This is a genomic window from Kaistia geumhonensis (assembly GCF_030815145.1).
GTDB classification, from domain to species: domain Bacteria; phylum Pseudomonadota; class Alphaproteobacteria; order Rhizobiales; family Kaistiaceae; genus Kaistia; species Kaistia geumhonensis.
This window is the reverse complement of the sequence record NZ_JAUSWJ010000001.1, coordinates 4,392,176-4,407,148: the sequence shown is the minus strand read 5'-3', so window position 1 is coordinate 4,407,148 and position 14,973 is coordinate 4,392,176. Positions and strand designations below refer to the sequence as shown.

Here is a 14,973-nt window from a genome sequence, read left to right as displayed (position 1 = left end):
TGCATAGGTTGATAGCTGCCAAAATTCGTTGGCATCGTTTCGACGGACCTGACGTCTCGCTTGCCGGAGGCGCGGCAATGGTGTGGGCGCCGTGATCGAGCGCGGAACGGGCGCGTTCTCGCCCGAAATGATCGCGGAGATGCGCTCAAGGCCGCGCTTTCGCGATGCCTCGACCCGCCTCTTGAACGGAATCGTCTCGCTTCACCGATCCCGCCCCTCTCAGCACCGGCTGTTCTCGGATCGCGGGCGGGTTTTCGTCGCGTTCTTCTGCCTCTATCTCCACGGGCAGCCGAACCAGAACGGCATCCGTCTCACGATGAGCAGGCTGGAGGCGATCTGCCAGAGCCACGACATCTGCAGCGCGGCGCGGGCGCGATCAATCGTCCAGCTGATGCTGCGCGCCGGACATCTCACCATGACCGCGCGCACCGACGATGCCAGGACGAAGCCCATGGAGCCTACGCAGCCGCTGCGCGATTACTTCAGGGAGCGCTGGGCGAACAACATCGCCTCGCTTGCCGTCGTCCACCCGCAATTCACCGACATCCCCGCTGCGCTCGATCGCGCGACCTTCCGCGACGCGCTCTGTGCGCTGCTCGGCCAATCGCACCAGACGGGTCCGGGCCTGCCGGGCGAACCCGACGGGCTCTACGAGATCACTGAGTTCGACAGCGGCCTGATGATCATGCTGCGTCTGGCGCTGGCCAATCGTCTCGACGAACCTCCGCCGAGCGCCAATGGCATGTCGCGCGAATTCGGCATCTCACGCGCCCATGTCGCAAATATCCTGCAGGCTGGCGAGCGCGCCGCTCTGATCGCCCGTGTGGGGGCCACCAGCACTTTCGCGATCCGGGAGCCGCTTTGCGAACGGATGAGCGACTACTGCGCCGCAACGATGCTGCTTTATGAGAGGATCGTCCCCGAGGCATTGGCCATGGAGGGCCGGCACACCCCCGGCGCCTAGGACTGGCATCCGCCAGGCCCGCGAAGCTATTCACGATGATGAGCCGGCGAACCACCTGCCCTGCACCGAGTGCCGCTCACCGCGGCGGCCGGAATTCAGCCCTGCTTGGGAAGATAGTGGCTGATGGCGTGGGCGAGCCCCGGCAGCGTCAGCGTCTGGAGCCACACCCGGCCAGGTCCGGTCAGACGGGCCATGAACAGGTCGCCGCTGGCAAAGAAGGTGCTCCGGACGCCGGAAAGCGACGTCATCTCGAACTGGACACCGGCATCGAACAGGCCGACATGGCCCGGATGAACCGCGATCGACTGGCCGGCACCGAGGTCATACTTGATGATCTCGCCGCCGAGTTCGACGAAGGCCGTGCCCGATCCGCCGATCTTCTGCAGGACGAAGCCCTCGCCGCCGAAGACGCTGGCGCCGAGATTCTGCTGCAGCGCGCTCTCGACCGTGATGCCATGGCTGCCGCACAGGAAGCCGTGGCGATGGACGACATAGCCGCCGCCCTCGACCTGGAGCTCGACGATCTGGCCCGGCAACTTCGCCGCGAGCCCCACCATGCCGGGGCCGTTGTCGGCGTGGAATTCCGTGGTGACGAGGCCGCCGCCCGAGACGGCGCGGCTCACGAGCCCGAACAGGCCGCCGCCCGCGCTGGCGCCGCCGAGCGACGTCTTCAGCGAGACGCCGCCGGTCAGCCAGGAGAGTTGCTCGGCGACGCCGATGACCCGCTCGCCCTGCTGGAGTTCGATTTCGAGAACCGGCAGCACGCTGCCGATGATCCGGGTCTGCATGGGACACACTCCTCCTCGGTTGGGGATGCCGAAACTAGCGGCGCCGCGTTAACGGGCTTCGAGCGCGGAGGATGCAATTTGCGCGGATCGCGCGCGTGACGATAGTCTGAACCGCTTCAACGGGAGGAACCGACAGATGCGCCTGCTCCACACGACGCTCGGGCCGTTCACGAAGGATCAGCTCGGCATGATCCTTCCCCACGAGCATGTCTTCGTCGACCTGCGCACGCCGGACCAGCCCGGCTATGCCGAGGCCGAGGCCGCGGATGTCGTGCGTTTGATGGCGCCCGAGATCGAGGCCATCAAGGCCCGCGGAATTACTGCCCTCGTCGAATGCTCGACCGGCGGCGTCGGCCGGCGCGCCGATCTCGATCTCGCGGTATCGCGCGCCACCGGCTTTCCCATCGTTGTGCCGACAGGCAACTACCGAGAGCCCTGGATCCCCGCCTGGGTGCGCGAGGCCAGCGAAGAGGCGCTCGAGGAGTGGATGGTCGACGAGCTCGACAACGGCATCGAGGACACCGGCGTGCGCGCCGGCTGGATCAAGCTCTCCGCCGGCGACGACGGCATCACGCCGCTCGAGGCGAAGATCCTGCGGGCCGCCGCGCGCGCCGGCCGCCGCACCGGCGCCATCATCGGCAGCCACACCATCCGCGGCCGCGTCGTGATGGATCAGCTCGACATCATCGAGAAGGAAGGCTATCGCCCCGACCGCTTCATCTCGATCCACACCCAGGAAGAGCCCGATTTCGCGCTCAACCGCGCCGTGGCGGATCGTGGCGCCTGGATCGAGTTCGACCATGTCGGCCGTGCGCCGGACGATGCGGTCGCCGACCTCGTCATCCGCGCCCTCGACGCGGGCTATGAAGCGCAGATGCTGGTCAGCCACGATCGCGGCTGGTACGACCCCGCGCTGCCCGGCGGCGGCACACCGATGCCCTACACGCATCTTTCCGACGTGCTGCTGCCGCTCCTCGCCGCCCGCGGCGTCGAGGCGGAAACGCTGCGCCGCCTGACGCACGACAACCCGTTCAATGCCTATGCACGCTGAGGGACGTCAGAACCACATGTCGCTGACGCAAGCAGCGTCGCGCGGCACGGTCCTGAAACTCGCAAAACCATCGAAGTGATGCACCGGCAGATGGGCGACGGCGTCAGCGGGCGCGAGTCGGACGTTGACCGCCATGCGCCGCCTTCCGTCGGCCGTCGTCGAAAGGTCGCGCCAACAAAGCAGGCAGCCGCAGGTCGGACAGAAATGCGTCTCGATCTCAGCCGGCGTCTCGCCTTCGCGCTGATAGACAGTGGTCGGCCCCTCCAAACGGATGCGCTCATTCTCGTAGTCATAGGCCCAGAGCGCGCCATAGCGCCGGCAGAGCGTGCAGTTGCACGCCGTGACCGCCCCAGGATCGCCCGAAAGAGTCCAGCACGCCCTGCCGCAATGACAGGTCCCGATCAGCACGCCCTCACCTCCCGCCATCCCTAGCCGCCCGAAAGCAGCCATTTGACAAAGGCGGCGATCGGCACCCCGGCGATCACCAGCACCGCGACGGCGATGCGCAAGAGATTGCCGAAGCGGTCATCGCTGAACAGCGGCTTGCCGGACGGTCGTCGGATCATGCGCGGCTCCCTTCCCAAGCATCCGGTGACGGATCATCGACCCTCGCCGCGCCGACCGCAAGCGAGAGACAACCGCAACGGCAAGGCCGCTACTGACGACGCATCATATGACTGAAAATGAGGAGGTTTTTGGTGGGTGCACTAGGGATCGAACCTAGGACAAGCTGATTAAGAGTCAGCTGCTCTACCAACTGAGCTATGCACCCGCCGCGCTGCGGAACTTGCCGCCGCGAACGAGGCGGTGTGTAGCAAAGGCGGTGGGGGCTGTCCAGCACCCTCGTCGCGATTTCGCCGCCTGTGGAAATCTTCGCTCTCCCGGCAGCGGCGCCGCGCCACGCGCGCCGGCTTCATTCCCCTGTCACGTCGGGCGGTTTTGTTGCGCTTTCGCAGAGAGATCGAGACCGACAGCAGCCACAGGGGAACCCCATGATCACGAGGCTCACGACCGCCGCGCTTGCCGCGACGCTCCTCGCCGGCACCGCCCTTCCCGGACTTGGTGCGGCGGAAGCGGCCGAAATGTTCAACCGCATCGCCACGTTCCATGTCGTCGACAACCTGCCCGAGGGCGCCGACAGAGAGAAGGCGACGGTCGCCGAGATCATTTCCGCTTCCGCCGACGGCAATACGCTCGTCTATACCGACAGCCCCGGCGAGCGGATCGGCATCATCGACCTGGCGGACCCCAAGGCGCCGAAGCCGGCCGGCACGGTCGCGCTCGGCGGCGAGCCGACCTCGACCGTCGTCGCCGGTGGCCATGCGCTGGTCGGCGTGGTGACCTCGAAGGACAAGGCGAAGCCCGCCGGCCATCTCGCCGTCGTCGATCTCGCCTCGAAGACCGTCGCCGCCACCTGCGATCTCGCCGGCCAGCCCGATTCGCTGGCCAAGAGCCCGGACGGCAGCTTCCTTGCCATCGCGATCGAGAACGAGCGCGACGAGGAGGTGAATGACGGCGCGATCCCGCAGATGCCGGGCGGCAGCCTCGTGACCTTCCGCCTCGCCGCCGACGGCACGGTCGATTGCGGCACGAAGACCGTGATCGACGTCTCGGGGCTCTCGGCGGTCGCGCCCGAGGATCCGGAGCCGGAATTCGTCGACTTCAACGCGAAGAACCAGATCGTCCTGACGATGCAGGAGAACAACGAGATCGTCATCGCCGACGCCGCCACCGGCAAGGTCGTGACGCATTTCTCGGCCGGCAGCGTCGATCTCGACGGCATCGACACCGGGAAGGACGGCGTGATCGACCTGTCCGCTGCCATGAAGGGCGTGGCGCGCGAGCCGGACGCCGTCGGCTGGATCGGCGACGACCGCTTCGTCACCGCCAACGAAGGCGACTGGAAGGGCGGCAGCCGCGGCTTCACCATCTTCAAGGCGGATGGCACGGTCGATTTCGACAGCGGCACCAGCCTCGAATACGAGACGGTGCGGCTCGGCCATTATCCTGAGAAGCGCAACAAGAAGGGCAACGAGCCGGAGGGTATCGAAGTCGCCCGCTTCGTCGACGAGACGCTGATCTTCGTCGGCTCCGAGCGTGCCTCGCTGGTCGGCGTCTACAAGGACGAAGGCGCCGGCAAGGCCCCGACGCTCCTGCAGGCGCTGCCGGGCGGCATCGGGCCGGAGGGCCTGCTCGCCATTCCGCAGCGCAGTCTTTTCGTCACCGCCTCCGAGAACGACCTCCGCGAGGACGGCCTGATCGGCTCGGTCGTCACGATCTACGAGCGCAGCGATGCGCCAGCCGCCTATCCGACGCTCGTCTCGGCCGACAAGGACGGCAAGCCGATCGGCTGGGCCGCGATTTCGGGCACTGCCGCCGATCGCACGGCGCCGGGCAAGCTTTACGCCGTCGTCGACAGCGCGCAGTCGCAAGGCGCGATCCTGACGATCGACGCGGCGCAGTCCCCGGCCGTCATCACCGACCGCATCGTCGTCACGAAGGACGGCAAGCCGGTCGAAAATCTCGACCTCGAGGGCATCGCGCTTGCCGCCGATGGCGGGTTCTGGCTTGCCTCGGAAGGCAATCCCGAGCGCGAGAAGAACAAGACGCAGTCGACGCTGCTGCGCACCGACGCCAAGGGCGTTCTGGTGGAGGAGATCGCGTTGCCGGCCGAGCTCGCTGACAAGGCCACGCGCTTCGGCTTCGAGGGCGTGACCGTCACCGGCTCGGGTGCCGACGAGACGGTCTGGCTCGCGGTGCAGCGCGAGTGGAAGGACGACCCGAAGGGCATGACCAAGCTTCTTGCCTACAAGCCGTCCGCCAAGAGCTGGGCCGCCGTTCACTATCCGCTCGAAAAGGCCGGCAAGGGCTGGGTCGGCCTCTCCGAGATCACCGCCGTTCCGGGAGGTCTGGTGGTCATCGAGCGCGACAACCAGATCGGCCGTGACGCGAAGATCAAGAAGCTCGTCTTCGTGCCGCTCGCCGGCGTTACCCCTGCCCCGCTCGGCGGCGCGCTGCCGGTGGTCGCCAAGAACGACCTCGTCGATCTCCTGCCGGCGCTGCGGGCGCCGAACGGCTATGTGCTCGACAAGGTCGAGAGCTTCGCGATCGGCGCCGATGGCGAGGCCTATGCCATCACCGACAATGACGGCGTCGACGATTCCTCGGGCGAGACGCAGTTCCTCCGCCTCGGCAAGATCGCCCTGCCGATGTAACGTCGGCTCCGGCCCTGAAAATGCGAAAGGCGCCGTCCATCGACGGCGCCTTTCTTGTTTTGGTGAGACGCTGCGACCGCCCCTACACCGCCGCCTGGGCGTGCTGGCGCTGGCGCTTCACGGCGATCTTGTTGACGGCCGAGATATAGGCCTTCGCCGAGGCGACCATGGTGTCGGGATCGGCGCCGCGGCCGGTGACCGACTTGCCGTCCTCCTCGAGGCGGACCGAAACCTCGGCCTGCGCGTCGGTGCCCTCGGTGACTGCATGCACCTGGTAGAGCGACAGCTTGGCCTCGTGCGGCACGATCGCCTTGATGGCGTTGAAGGTCGCGTCCACGGGGCCGTTGCCGCCCACTTCCTTGGTGATGTGCGTGCCGTCCACGTCGAGGCTGATGATGGCCTTGGACGGGCCGCCGGTGCCGGCGATGACGGTCAGCGACAGGAGGCGGAAGCGCTCGCTCGCGGCTGCGACCTCGTCGCCGACCAGCGCCTCGATGTCCTCGTCATAGACGTGCTTCTTGCGGTCGGCGAGGTCCTTGAAGCGCTTGAACGCGTCTTCCAGCGCGTTGTCGCCCAGCTCGTAGCCGAGCTCCTTCAGCTTCTCGCGGAAGGCATGGCGGCCGGAATGCTTGCCCATGACCAGCGAGGTCGCCTTCACGCCGACGCTCTCCGGCGTCATGATCTCGTAGGTCTCGGCATTCTTCAGCATGCCGTCCTGGTGGATGCCGCTTTCATGAGCGAAGGCGTTCCGCCCGACGATGGCCTTGTTGTACTGCACCGGGAAGGCCGAGACGGCCGAGACCAGCTTCGAGGCGCGGGTCAGCATCGTCGACTCGACGCGGGTCTGGTAGGGCAGAACGTCGCCGCGGGTGCGGATCGCCATCACCACTTCTTCCAGCGCCGCATTGCCCGCGCGCTCGCCGAGGCCGTTGATCGTGCACTCGATCTGCCGCGCGCCACCCATCACGCCCGCCAAGGAATTGGCGACGGCGAGCCCGAGATCGTCATGGCAATGGGTCGAGAAGATCGCCTTGTCGGAATCGGGGACGCGCGCGATCACCTCGCGGAACATGGCCGCATATTCCTCGGGAACGGCATAGCCGACCGTATCGGGCAGGTTGATCGTCGTGGCGCCGGCCTTGATCGCGGCATCGACGCAGCGGACCAGATAGTCGATCGGCGTGCGGGTCGCGTCCATCGCCGACCACTCGACATCCTCGACCAGATTGCGCGCCTGCTTCACGGTGGCGGCGATGATGTCGAGCACCTGCTCCTCGCTCTTGCGCATCTGATGCGCCAGATGGATCGGCGAGGTGGAGACGAAGGTATGGATGCGCGGACGCTTGGCGACCCGGACCGCCTCGGCGGCGCGCGCGATGTCACCGGAGATGGCGCGGGCGAGGCCTGCGATGGTGACGTCGGGGCCGGCGCGGCGGGCGATCTCCTGCACGGCCTCGAAATCGCCCTGGCTGGCGATCGGGAAGCCGGCCTCGATGATGTCGACGCCCATCTCCTCCAGCAGTTCGGCGACCTCGAGCTTCTCCTCGAAGGTCATCGATGCGCCGGGGCACTGTTCGCCGTCGCGCAACGTGGTGTCGAAGATGACGACGCGGTCCTTGCTGGCGTCAACTGTGGTGGCGGTCATGGCTCTCTTCTTCCTTCTGGCGGCCGGCCCGGCCCGATTTCATCGGCTGGCGTTCGGGAGGCGGCGCGAATGCGGGGGTTCTGTGCGGCACGATCCCCTGAGAGCCCGGCCGCTTGCGGCCTGCCGACGCTCAGGGGCAGCTAAGAAGAAGGAGGGCTTTCGGAAGGCCGCGCGGCGACGTGATGGCAAACGGCATGGCGGCGCCACGGCGGGAAACGCGTCCCGCGGTCGGCATCGTCTCATGCGGCATCCGGCTCATATCGGCTCCGAAGGAACAGGCGGTCGCGCCCGCATCCAGCGCCCCGGCCGCGGCCGGAACACTGCAACTCATATCAATCTCGCGCGGAAAAGCGCAAGCCCCGCGAATGCACGCGTTCAGTTGAAGGCATAGACCGCGGCGAGCGTCGCGAGCAGCGCGGAAAGCCCGCTGGCCGGGCCGAGGATCTTCATCCGGGCGCCGAGCGCGGCATTGCCCGTGCGGCGGATCTTGGCATAGGTCGCATGCTGCGCACCGGCGAGGAGCGTCAAGGCGAGCACGAACACCATCTTCAGCCAGAAGAGCTGCGGCAGGTTGCCGGGTCCGCCGAAGACACTCCACACCATGATGAGCCCGGTGGCCCAGAGCAGTAGCAGGCCGGTCGCGGAGATGTTGGCGAAGACGGGCGGCAGCCGCTTCAGCGCCGCGGCGCCCTCGGCATTGGCACCGGCGGCGAAGCGCATCGTCACGGCCGAGCCGATGCCGCCGGCAAAGCCCATGCCGAGGCCGACGAGATGGATGAAAAGCAGCAGCTGCGTCACGGAAGCCCTCCCAAGCCGGAACGGCTCCAGATTAGCACGAAGGCTTTGGCGGCGCCGCTGATTCAGCCCTCGAGGATCGCGGAAAGTTCGGCCAGCAGCCGGTCGCATTCCGCGTCGGTACCGATGCTGATGCGCAGGAAATCGCCGATCCTCGGCTTGGCGAAATGGCGCACCAGCACGCCGCGCGCCCGGAGCGCCGCCGCGAGATCGGCACCAGCCCGCTGGCCATGCCGGGCAAAGACGAAATTCGCGGAGGAGGGCAGCACCTCAAAGCCGAGCGCTGCGAGACCTTCGGCGACACGCTCGCGGCTCGCCATGATCGTCCGCCGCTTGTCGTCGAACCAGGCCTCGTCGCGATAGGCGGCCGTGGCGCCGGCGATGGCGAGGCGATCGAGTGGATAGGAGTTGAAGCTGTCCTTGACCCGCTCCAGTCCCTCGATCAGCGGGCGTTGCCCGATGGCGAAGCCGACGCGAAGCCCGGCGAGGCCGCGCGATTTCGAGAAGGTCTGGACGACGAGAAGATTGTCATGGGCCGGCACCAGCGACACTGCGCTCTCGGCGCCGAAATCGACATAGGCCTCGTCGACGACGACCAGCCGCTCGCGATCCTGAGCGAGCAGAGCCTCGATCTCGGCGAGCGGCAGCGCGATGCCGGTCGGCGCGTTGGGGTTGGGCAGGATGACGGCGCCCGACGGCCGGTCGTAATCCGCGACGCGGATTCGGAAGGCGTCGTCGAGCGGAATTTCGACGGCCTCGATGCCGTAGAGGCCGCAATAGACCGGATAGAAGCTGTAGCTGATATCGGGATAGAGCAGCGGCTTCTCGTGCTTCAAAAGGCCCATGAAGGCATGGGCGAGCACTTCGTCCGAACCGTTGCCGACAAAGACCTCGCCGGCCGAAAGCCCGTGGCGCGCGGCGATCGCCTCGCGCAGCGCCATCGAGGTCGGATCGGGATAGAGCCGCAGCGCGTCGCCGGCCGCCTCGGCGATCGCCGCGAGCGCCTTCGGCGACGGCCCATAGGGGCTCTCATTGGTGTTGAGCTTGACGAGATTGGCGATCTTCGGCTGCTCGCCCGGAACATAGGGCTTCAGCGTCGAGACGATCGGGCTCCAGAAGCGACTCACGGCTTGGGCTCCAGACGGCGAGATGAAGGGTTTGGCGGGTCGTCAGATGTCGAGCGTGCCGCGAGCGACGACGACCGCGTCGCCACCGATCCGCGCTGCCGCGAGCGCGCCGTTCTCGATATCGACTTCGAGGCGGATGACGCTCGGCCGGCCCATCTCGTAGCCTTGCTCGATCAGGATCGGGTGCGAGCCGGCCATCGGACGATCGAAGCCGGCGACGACGCCGGCAAAGGCGGCGGCGGCCGAGCCGGTCGCCGGATCCTCCACGAGGCCGAGCGTGCGCCAGAACATGCGCGCATGGAAATGATGCGTGTTGCTCTCGGTCTCGCGGCAATAGAGATAGGCCGAGACGTCACCGAAGGCGTGCTGCCACAGGTCGAGACGCGGCAGGACACGGCGCATCACGTCGAGGTCGCGCAGCGGCACGAAGATATAGGGAACGCCGGCCGTATAGGCTGAGGCGACATGGTTCTCGAAGCCGATCTCCGACGGCAGCAGTCCGAGCGCCGCGGCGATGGCGTCGCGGTCGAGCGCATGGCCCGCCGGCTGCGCTACGACCGGAACGTCGAAGGTCGCATGGCCGCGCTTGCCCTCTTCCTCGCGTGAGACGAGGCACCGCACCGGGCCGACCGGCTCTTCCAGCATCAGCATCGTATCCGTGCCGGCGCCACCCGTCGCGGCGTCATCGAGCGCGAGCAGCACTGCGGTCCCGACCGTCGGATGGCCGGCGAAGGGCAGTTCCCTGCCGGGAGCGAAGATGCGGATGCGGGCACGATGCCCCGGCCGCTCGGCAGGCAGGACGAAGACGGTCTCGGCAAGGTTGAACTCGGCCGTGATCGCCAGCATCGCCTCGGTATCGAGGCCCTCGGCGTCGAGGACGACGGCGAGCTGGTTGCCGGAAAGCGGCCGGCTGGTGAACACGTCGAGAATGGCAAATGCGCGCGGCATTGGGTCTACCTTGGGTCTGCCTTCGTTCGGCTCGAATGGCCGGTCATAGCATGGCGGATGCCGCGCGCCAGCCGTTCAGCCACCGTTCAGCTTGCCAATCCTATTCTCTACCCCAGTTGATCGATAAGGCGGCGCGGCGAAATGGCCGGTGCCGCGAATGGACAGAAGCCTCGCGAGCCCTCGATCGGCGCGCGGCGTTGACGAAGGAGATGAAGGTCATGAAGCGCATGATTTCGGCGGCCCTCGCGGCCGTGATCGGGCTCGGCGCCGTGGCCGCGACCACGTCGACCGCTTCGGCGGACTGGCGCGGCCCCGGCTGGGGCGGACCCGGTTATGGCGGTCCCGGCTGGCGCGGCGGTCCAGGCTACGGACCGCGTCCGGGCTGGTACGGCCCGCGGCCCGGACGCTGGTATGGCCCGGCGCGCGGCGCCTGGTACGGCCCCGGCTGGCGCGGCAACTATTATGGCGGCTGGGTCGGTAATCCCGGCGCGGCGGCGGCAGCCGGCGCCATTCTCGGCCTGGGCGTCGGCGCGGCAATCGCCTCGGCCCAGAACAATGGCGGCTACGAGGTCCCGCCCCCGCCCGGCGTTGCCTGGCAGAACCACGTCGCCTACTGCCAGAACCGCTATCGAAGCTACAATCCGGCAACGGACAGCTTCACCGGCTATGACGGCCGGCAGTATCGCTGCGTCGGCTCCTACTGAGCGTCCAGCCTCTCTGGATCGTGACGAGGGCCGCCGGATGTTCCGGCGGCCCTTTTCGTTCTCCCCTGCCACTCTTCCCGATCCGAGGGAATCGCCGCGGGCTTCGGCTATCCTCGCCGCGCTCATGGCGGAGACCGGGACGGGAATGATCGCGGAGGAACTCACGATCGGCGAGGTGGCGCGCCGCGCCGGCGTCCCGATCTCGACGCTGCATTTCTACGAGGCGAAGGGCCTGATCCGCAGCCGGCGCAGCGCCGGCAACCAGCGGCGCTATCCGCGCGGCATCCTCCGTCTCATCGCGATCATCCGCGTCGGGCAGAAGACCGGCATTCCGCTCGCCGAAATCCGCGCCCGGCTCGATCGCCTGCCGCAGGACCGACCATTGTCGTCGGACGACTGGGCGATTCTGTCGGGCGAGTGGCGCGCGGCTCTGGACGAGCGCATAACGCTCCTGACCCGCCTCCGCGACCAGCTCGACGGCTGCATCGGCTGCGGGTGCCTTTCGATGCGCGACTGTCCCCTGCGCAATCCGGGCGACAGCGCCGCCGCCGAGGGACCCGGCGCCCGCGCCTTCAGGACCGCCGGCGACTGACCCAAAACGAACCCGGAGCCCCGCCTTGACCTCGACCATCGTTGAGGTTCTACAAGCCCTGCCGGGACCAACCGCATCGAGCGAGAGCATGACCGACATCCCGGCCGCGACGGCCGCAACATCACCCGGGCGTGGCGCCAAAACCGAGCCTGAGCCGCGACTGTTCTCCGGCCGCAACGGCCTCTTTGCCGCGATGCTCGCCGGCGGCGTCGTGCTCCATGCGATCAACATCTTCATGGGCGGGACGGTGATGCCGTCCGTCGTGAAGGATATCGGCGGCCTCGATGCCTATGCCTGGGCGACGACCCTGTTCGTCGTCGCCTCGATCCTCGCCGCGGCGGTCACCGCGCGCGTGCTCCGCGCCCTCGGGCCACGGGGTGCCTATCTCGTCGCCGCCCTCGCCTTCGGCGCCGGAACGCTGGTCGCCTCGCTCGCGCCGAGCATGACGGTTCTCCTCGTCGGACGCACCATCCAGGGCTTCGGCGGCGGCTTTCTTTATGCGCTCGCCTATGCGGTGACGCGCCGCGTCCTGCCACCCGCCCTCTGGGGCCGGGCCATCGGGCTGATCTCCAGCACCTTCGGCGTCGCGACGCTGATCGGCCCCGCGGTCGGCGGCGTCTTCGCGCAATATCATGCCTGGCGCGCGGCCTTCTGGTCACTGCTGCCCTTCGTCGTCCTGTTCGCGATCGTCGCGGTGACGAAGCTGCCCGGCAAGGCGGCCAATGAAGGGTCCGAAATCCGCATCGCCTGGCTGCAGCTCGCGCTCCTCGCGGCGGCGGTTCTCGTCGTCTCCGCGGTCAGCCTGACGCCCGACCTCCTGCTCAACGCCGCCGGCCTCGCGATCGCGCTGCTGATGACCGGCTGGATCGGCCGTATCGAACGACGCGCCGACGCCCGCCTGCTGCCCAAGGGTGCCTTCAGCCTCGCCTCGCCGCTCGGCGCCACCTATCTCATCATCGTCCTGCTGATGATGGCCATGCAGCCGGACACCTTCGTTCCCTATCTGCTGCAGACGCTGCACGGCCAGTCCCCGCTCATCGCCGGCTATCTCGCCGCGCTCATCGCCATCGGCTGGACGGTCGGGACGATGGCGAGCGTACGCTGGCGGCGCGGCGATGGCAGCGGTCTGATCCTGACGGGGCTCTTCCTCGTGCTGGGCGGCATCGTGCTGCTGACGATCTTCCTGCCGGTCCAGAGCGACGGCGCTCTTCCCGTCGTGATCGCCCTCTGCGCCAGCCTGACGCTCATGGGTTTCGGCATTGGCATCAGTTGGCCGAGCCTCGTGACGCGCGTCTATCACTATGCGCCTCCCGACGAGCAGGAACTCGCCTCCGGCGGCATGACGACGGTTCAGCTCTTCGCCAGCGCGCTCGGCACCGCGGCCGCAGGCATGGTCGCCAATCTCGCCGGCTTCGCCGATCCCGGCGGCGTCACCGGCGCCTCGCGCGCGGCGATCGCCCTCGCGGCGACCTCCACGATCTGGCCCCTCCTCGCGATCCCGCTCGCAATTCGAATGGCAAGAGCATCGCGCCGCGAGGCCGGTGACATGCCGCGAGAAGGCTGAGCCGCCGCCCCCCGGCATTGACGGCCCCGATACAAACCATATACGTTCCGTATCGTTGAGAACGGAGGCAGTAGCATGGGCATCGTGAAGATCGACGACGAACTGCATGAGGAAGCGCGCCTCGCCAGCGCCGTCATGTGCCGCTCCATCAATGCCCAGGCCGAATTCTGGATGAAGATCGGCATGCTGGCCGAGGCCAACCCGACGCTCTCGTTCACCGAGATCGTCAGCATGCAGCGCGAGGCGGCCGGACGGCGCGCGAGCGATCTGGCTGCCGCCTGATGGTCAAGTCACCTGACGAGCTGGCGCTGATGCGCATCTCGGGGCGGATGCTCGCCTCCGTCTTCGAGATGCTGGACGGGCTGGAGCTCGTCGGCCTTTCGACGCTCGCGGTCAACGATCTCGTCGAGCGCTTCATCACGGTCGATCTCGCGGCCCGGCCGGCGAGCAAGGGACAGTACGGCTTCGCCTATGTCCTCAATTGTTCGATAAACCATGTTGTTTGTCATGGAGTGCCGGATTCTGCAGTGATTTTGTCGGACGGCGACATCGTGAATTTCGACATCACGCTCGAGAAAAACGGCTTCATCGCGGATTCGAGCAAGACCTATCTCGTCGGCGACGCCTCGCCCGCGGCGCGCCGGCTGGTCCGCGTGGCGCAGGAGGCGATGTGGCGCGGCATCCGCGAAGTGAGGCCCGGCAAGCATATCGGCGATATCGGCTACGCGATCGAACGTCATGCCAAGAAGAACGGCTACGCGGTCGTGCGCGATTATTGTGGACATGGCATCGGCCGCGAAATGCATGAGGAACCTCAGGTCCTCAATTACGGCCGGCCGGGCACCGGAACCAGGCTTCGCGAAGGGATGGTCTTCACCATCGAGCCGATGATCAACCAGGGCACGCGCAAGGTCACCACCGAAGACGACGGCTGGACGGTGGTCACGGATGACGGAAAGCTCTCGGCGCAGTTCGAGCACACGGTCGCCGTGACGCAGACCGGCGTCGATGTCCTGACGCTGCGGCGCGGCGAGTCCGGACTAGCGGGGAGGCGCGCGTAACCATGGCCGACGCAGCGACACCGGCGTCGTTCGCCATCGCCCCTGCGGCGACGGCATCCGAGATCGCCGACATCGCCCGTCTTTTCAGGGCCTATGCCGCGACGCTATCCTTCGACCTCTGCTTCCAGGATTTCGAGGGCGAGCTCGCCGGCCTCCCCGGTCGCTATGCGCCGCCGGAGGGAGCGTTGCTGCTCGCACGCGACGCGAACGGAATGCCGATCGGCTGCGTTGCGATGCGGCAGCTCGGCGAAGGTATCGCCGAGATGAAGCGTCTCTATGTGGCGCCGGAGGGACGAGGTCTCGGCATCGGACGGGCTCTGGCCGCTGCGGTGATCGCCGCCGCTAGGGCGGCCGGCCATCGCGAGATGCGCCTCGACACCTTGCCGGAACTGCCCGCCGCGCTGGCGCTCTACCGCTCGTTCGGCTTCGAGGTGATCCCGCCCTATTACGAGACGCCGGTCGGCGGCACGATCTTCATGGGGCTGAGGCTGTAGTGGGGGTGCGGCGACGCGTCCGACG

Annotated in this window: 16 protein-coding genes and 1 tRNA gene; 9 read left to right on the top strand and 8 right to left on the bottom strand. The window is 67.5% G+C overall.

Annotated elements, in window-relative coordinates; translation table 11 throughout:
- Positions 1-91: 91 nt before the first annotated feature.
- The gene (locus tag QO015_RS20910) at positions 92-964 is read left to right on the top strand and encodes a hypothetical protein (RefSeq protein WP_266284104.1); all 873 of its coding nucleotides are present in this window, start codon (positions 92-94) and stop codon (positions 962-964) included.
- A 95-nt stretch (positions 965-1,059) separates the two neighbouring features.
- Here the strand turns inward: QO015_RS20910 and QO015_RS20905 are convergent, their stop codons facing one another.
- A complete protein-coding gene (locus QO015_RS20905; RefSeq protein WP_266284103.1) occupies positions 1,060-1,752 on the bottom strand; it encodes an AIM24 family protein in 693 nt (230 codons plus the stop codon).
- Between the two features lie 136 nt (positions 1,753-1,888).
- Between QO015_RS20905 and QO015_RS20900 the strand changes: the two genes are divergently transcribed.
- Positions 1,889-2,803, top strand: a complete 915-nt coding sequence (locus tag QO015_RS20900) for a phosphotriesterase family protein (RefSeq protein ID WP_266284102.1) — start codon at positions 1,889-1,891, stop codon at positions 2,801-2,803.
- A 6-nt stretch (positions 2,804-2,809) separates the two neighbouring features.
- Here the strand turns inward: QO015_RS20900 and QO015_RS20895 are convergent, their stop codons facing one another.
- The 3 genes from QO015_RS20895 to QO015_RS20885 all read right to left on the bottom strand — a co-directional run bounded on the left by QO015_RS20895 (position 2,810) and on the right by QO015_RS20885 (position 3,575).
- On the bottom strand, positions 2,810-3,211 hold the full coding sequence (locus QO015_RS20895; RefSeq protein WP_266284101.1) for a GFA family protein: 402 nt from the start codon (positions 3,209-3,211) through the stop codon (positions 2,810-2,812).
- A gap of 20 nt (positions 3,212-3,231) precedes the next feature.
- A complete protein-coding gene (locus QO015_RS20890; protein WP_266284099.1) occupies positions 3,232-3,369 on the bottom strand; it encodes a hypothetical protein in 138 nt (45 codons plus the stop codon).
- A gap of 130 nt (positions 3,370-3,499) precedes the next feature.
- Positions 3,500-3,575 (bottom strand) — tRNA-Lys (locus QO015_RS20885).
- A 220-nt stretch (positions 3,576-3,795) separates the two neighbouring features.
- Between QO015_RS20885 and QO015_RS20880 the strand changes: the two genes are divergently transcribed.
- Positions 3,796-6,018, top strand: a complete 2,223-nt coding sequence (locus QO015_RS20880) for an esterase-like activity of phytase family protein (protein ID WP_266284097.1) — start codon at positions 3,796-3,798, stop codon at positions 6,016-6,018.
- A gap of 82 nt (positions 6,019-6,100) precedes the next feature.
- On the opposite strand, the gene QO015_RS20875 is transcribed toward QO015_RS20880, so the two are convergent.
- From QO015_RS20875 to QO015_RS20860, 4 genes are all read right to left on the bottom strand, one after another.
- A complete protein-coding gene (locus QO015_RS20875) occupies positions 6,101-7,663 on the bottom strand; it encodes a 2-isopropylmalate synthase (RefSeq protein WP_266284095.1) in 1,563 nt (520 codons plus the stop codon).
- 375 nt (positions 7,664-8,038) lie between these two features.
- Complete coding sequence (locus tag QO015_RS20870) at positions 8,039-8,461, bottom strand: hypothetical protein (RefSeq protein ID WP_266284093.1); 423 nt, start codon at positions 8,459-8,461, stop codon at positions 8,039-8,041.
- Between the two features lie 62 nt (positions 8,462-8,523).
- On the bottom strand, positions 8,524-9,585 hold the full coding sequence (hisC, locus tag QO015_RS20865) for a histidinol-phosphate transaminase (protein ID WP_266284091.1): 1,062 nt from the start codon (positions 9,583-9,585) through the stop codon (positions 8,524-8,526).
- A 42-nt stretch (positions 9,586-9,627) separates the two neighbouring features.
- The gene (locus tag QO015_RS20860) at positions 9,628-10,533 is read right to left on the bottom strand and encodes a PhzF family phenazine biosynthesis protein (protein ID WP_266284089.1); all 906 of its coding nucleotides are present in this window, start codon (positions 10,531-10,533) and stop codon (positions 9,628-9,630) included.
- A gap of 218 nt (positions 10,534-10,751) precedes the next feature.
- On the opposite strand from QO015_RS20860, the gene QO015_RS20855 reads away from it, so the two are divergent.
- The 6 genes from QO015_RS20855 to QO015_RS20830 all read left to right on the top strand — a co-directional run bounded on the left by QO015_RS20855 (position 10,752) and on the right by QO015_RS20830 (position 14,948).
- Entirely contained in the window at positions 10,752-11,237 is a 486-nt protein-coding gene (locus QO015_RS20855) for a BA14K family protein (RefSeq protein ID WP_266284087.1), read from the top strand.
- Between the two features lie 145 nt (positions 11,238-11,382).
- Positions 11,383-11,829: a redox-sensitive transcriptional activator SoxR gene (gene soxR / locus QO015_RS20850; RefSeq protein WP_266284085.1), complete on the top strand. Its 447-nt coding sequence runs from the start codon at positions 11,383-11,385 to the stop codon at positions 11,827-11,829.
- A gap of 88 nt (positions 11,830-11,917) precedes the next feature.
- Positions 11,918-13,393, top strand: coding sequence for an MFS transporter (locus tag QO015_RS20845; RefSeq protein ID WP_266284083.1), 1,476 nt, complete (start codon positions 11,918-11,920; stop codon positions 13,391-13,393).
- Positions 13,394-13,468: 75 nt separating this feature from the next.
- A complete protein-coding gene (locus tag QO015_RS20840) occupies positions 13,469-13,675 on the top strand; it encodes a ParD-like family protein (protein WP_266284081.1) in 207 nt (68 codons plus the stop codon).
- Positions 13,675-14,454: a type I methionyl aminopeptidase gene (gene map, locus QO015_RS20835; protein ID WP_266284079.1), complete on the top strand. Its 780-nt coding sequence runs from the start codon at positions 13,675-13,677 to the stop codon at positions 14,452-14,454. The genes QO015_RS20840 and map overlap by 1 nt, the downstream gene beginning before the upstream one ends.
- A 2-nt stretch (positions 14,455-14,456) precedes the next feature.
- Complete coding sequence (locus QO015_RS20830) at positions 14,457-14,948, top strand: GNAT family N-acetyltransferase (protein WP_266284077.1); 492 nt, start codon at positions 14,457-14,459, stop codon at positions 14,946-14,948.
- The last annotated feature ends 25 nt before the right edge of the window (positions 14,949-14,973 follow it).

Excerpts from the sequence above, each read along its gene's own strand:
- QO015_RS20905 (WP_266284103.1), bottom strand. The coding sequence starts at position 1,752 with ATGCAGACCCGGATCATCGGCAGCGTGCTGCCGGTTCTCGAAATCGAA.
- QO015_RS20900 (WP_266284102.1), top strand. The coding sequence starts at position 1,889 with ATGCGCCTGCTCCACACGACGCTCGGGCCGTTCACGAAGGATCAGCTC.
- QO015_RS20890 (WP_266284099.1), bottom strand. The coding sequence starts at position 3,369 with ATGATCCGACGACCGTCCGGCAAGCCGCTGTTCAGCGATGACCGCTTC.
- QO015_RS20880 (WP_266284097.1), top strand. The coding sequence starts at position 3,796 with ATGATCACGAGGCTCACGACCGCCGCGCTTGCCGCGACGCTCCTCGCC.
- QO015_RS20875 (WP_266284095.1), bottom strand. The coding sequence starts at position 7,663 with ATGACCGCCACCACAGTTGACGCCAGCAAGGACCGCGTCGTCATCTTC.
- QO015_RS20860 (WP_266284089.1), bottom strand. The coding sequence starts at position 10,533 with ATGCCGCGCGCATTTGCCATTCTCGACGTGTTCACCAGCCGGCCGCTT.
- QO015_RS20855 (WP_266284087.1), top strand. The coding sequence starts at position 10,752 with ATGAAGCGCATGATTTCGGCGGCCCTCGCGGCCGTGATCGGGCTCGGC.
- soxR (WP_266284085.1), top strand. The coding sequence starts at position 11,383 with ATGATCGCGGAGGAACTCACGATCGGCGAGGTGGCGCGCCGCGCCGGC.
- QO015_RS20845 (WP_266284083.1), top strand. The coding sequence starts at position 11,918 with ATGACCGACATCCCGGCCGCGACGGCCGCAACATCACCCGGGCGTGGC.
- QO015_RS20840 (WP_266284081.1), top strand. The coding sequence starts at position 13,469 with ATGGGCATCGTGAAGATCGACGACGAACTGCATGAGGAAGCGCGCCTC.
- map (WP_266284079.1), top strand. The coding sequence starts at position 13,675 with ATGGTCAAGTCACCTGACGAGCTGGCGCTGATGCGCATCTCGGGGCGG.
- QO015_RS20830 (WP_266284077.1), top strand. The coding sequence starts at position 14,457 with ATGGCCGACGCAGCGACACCGGCGTCGTTCGCCATCGCCCCTGCGGCG.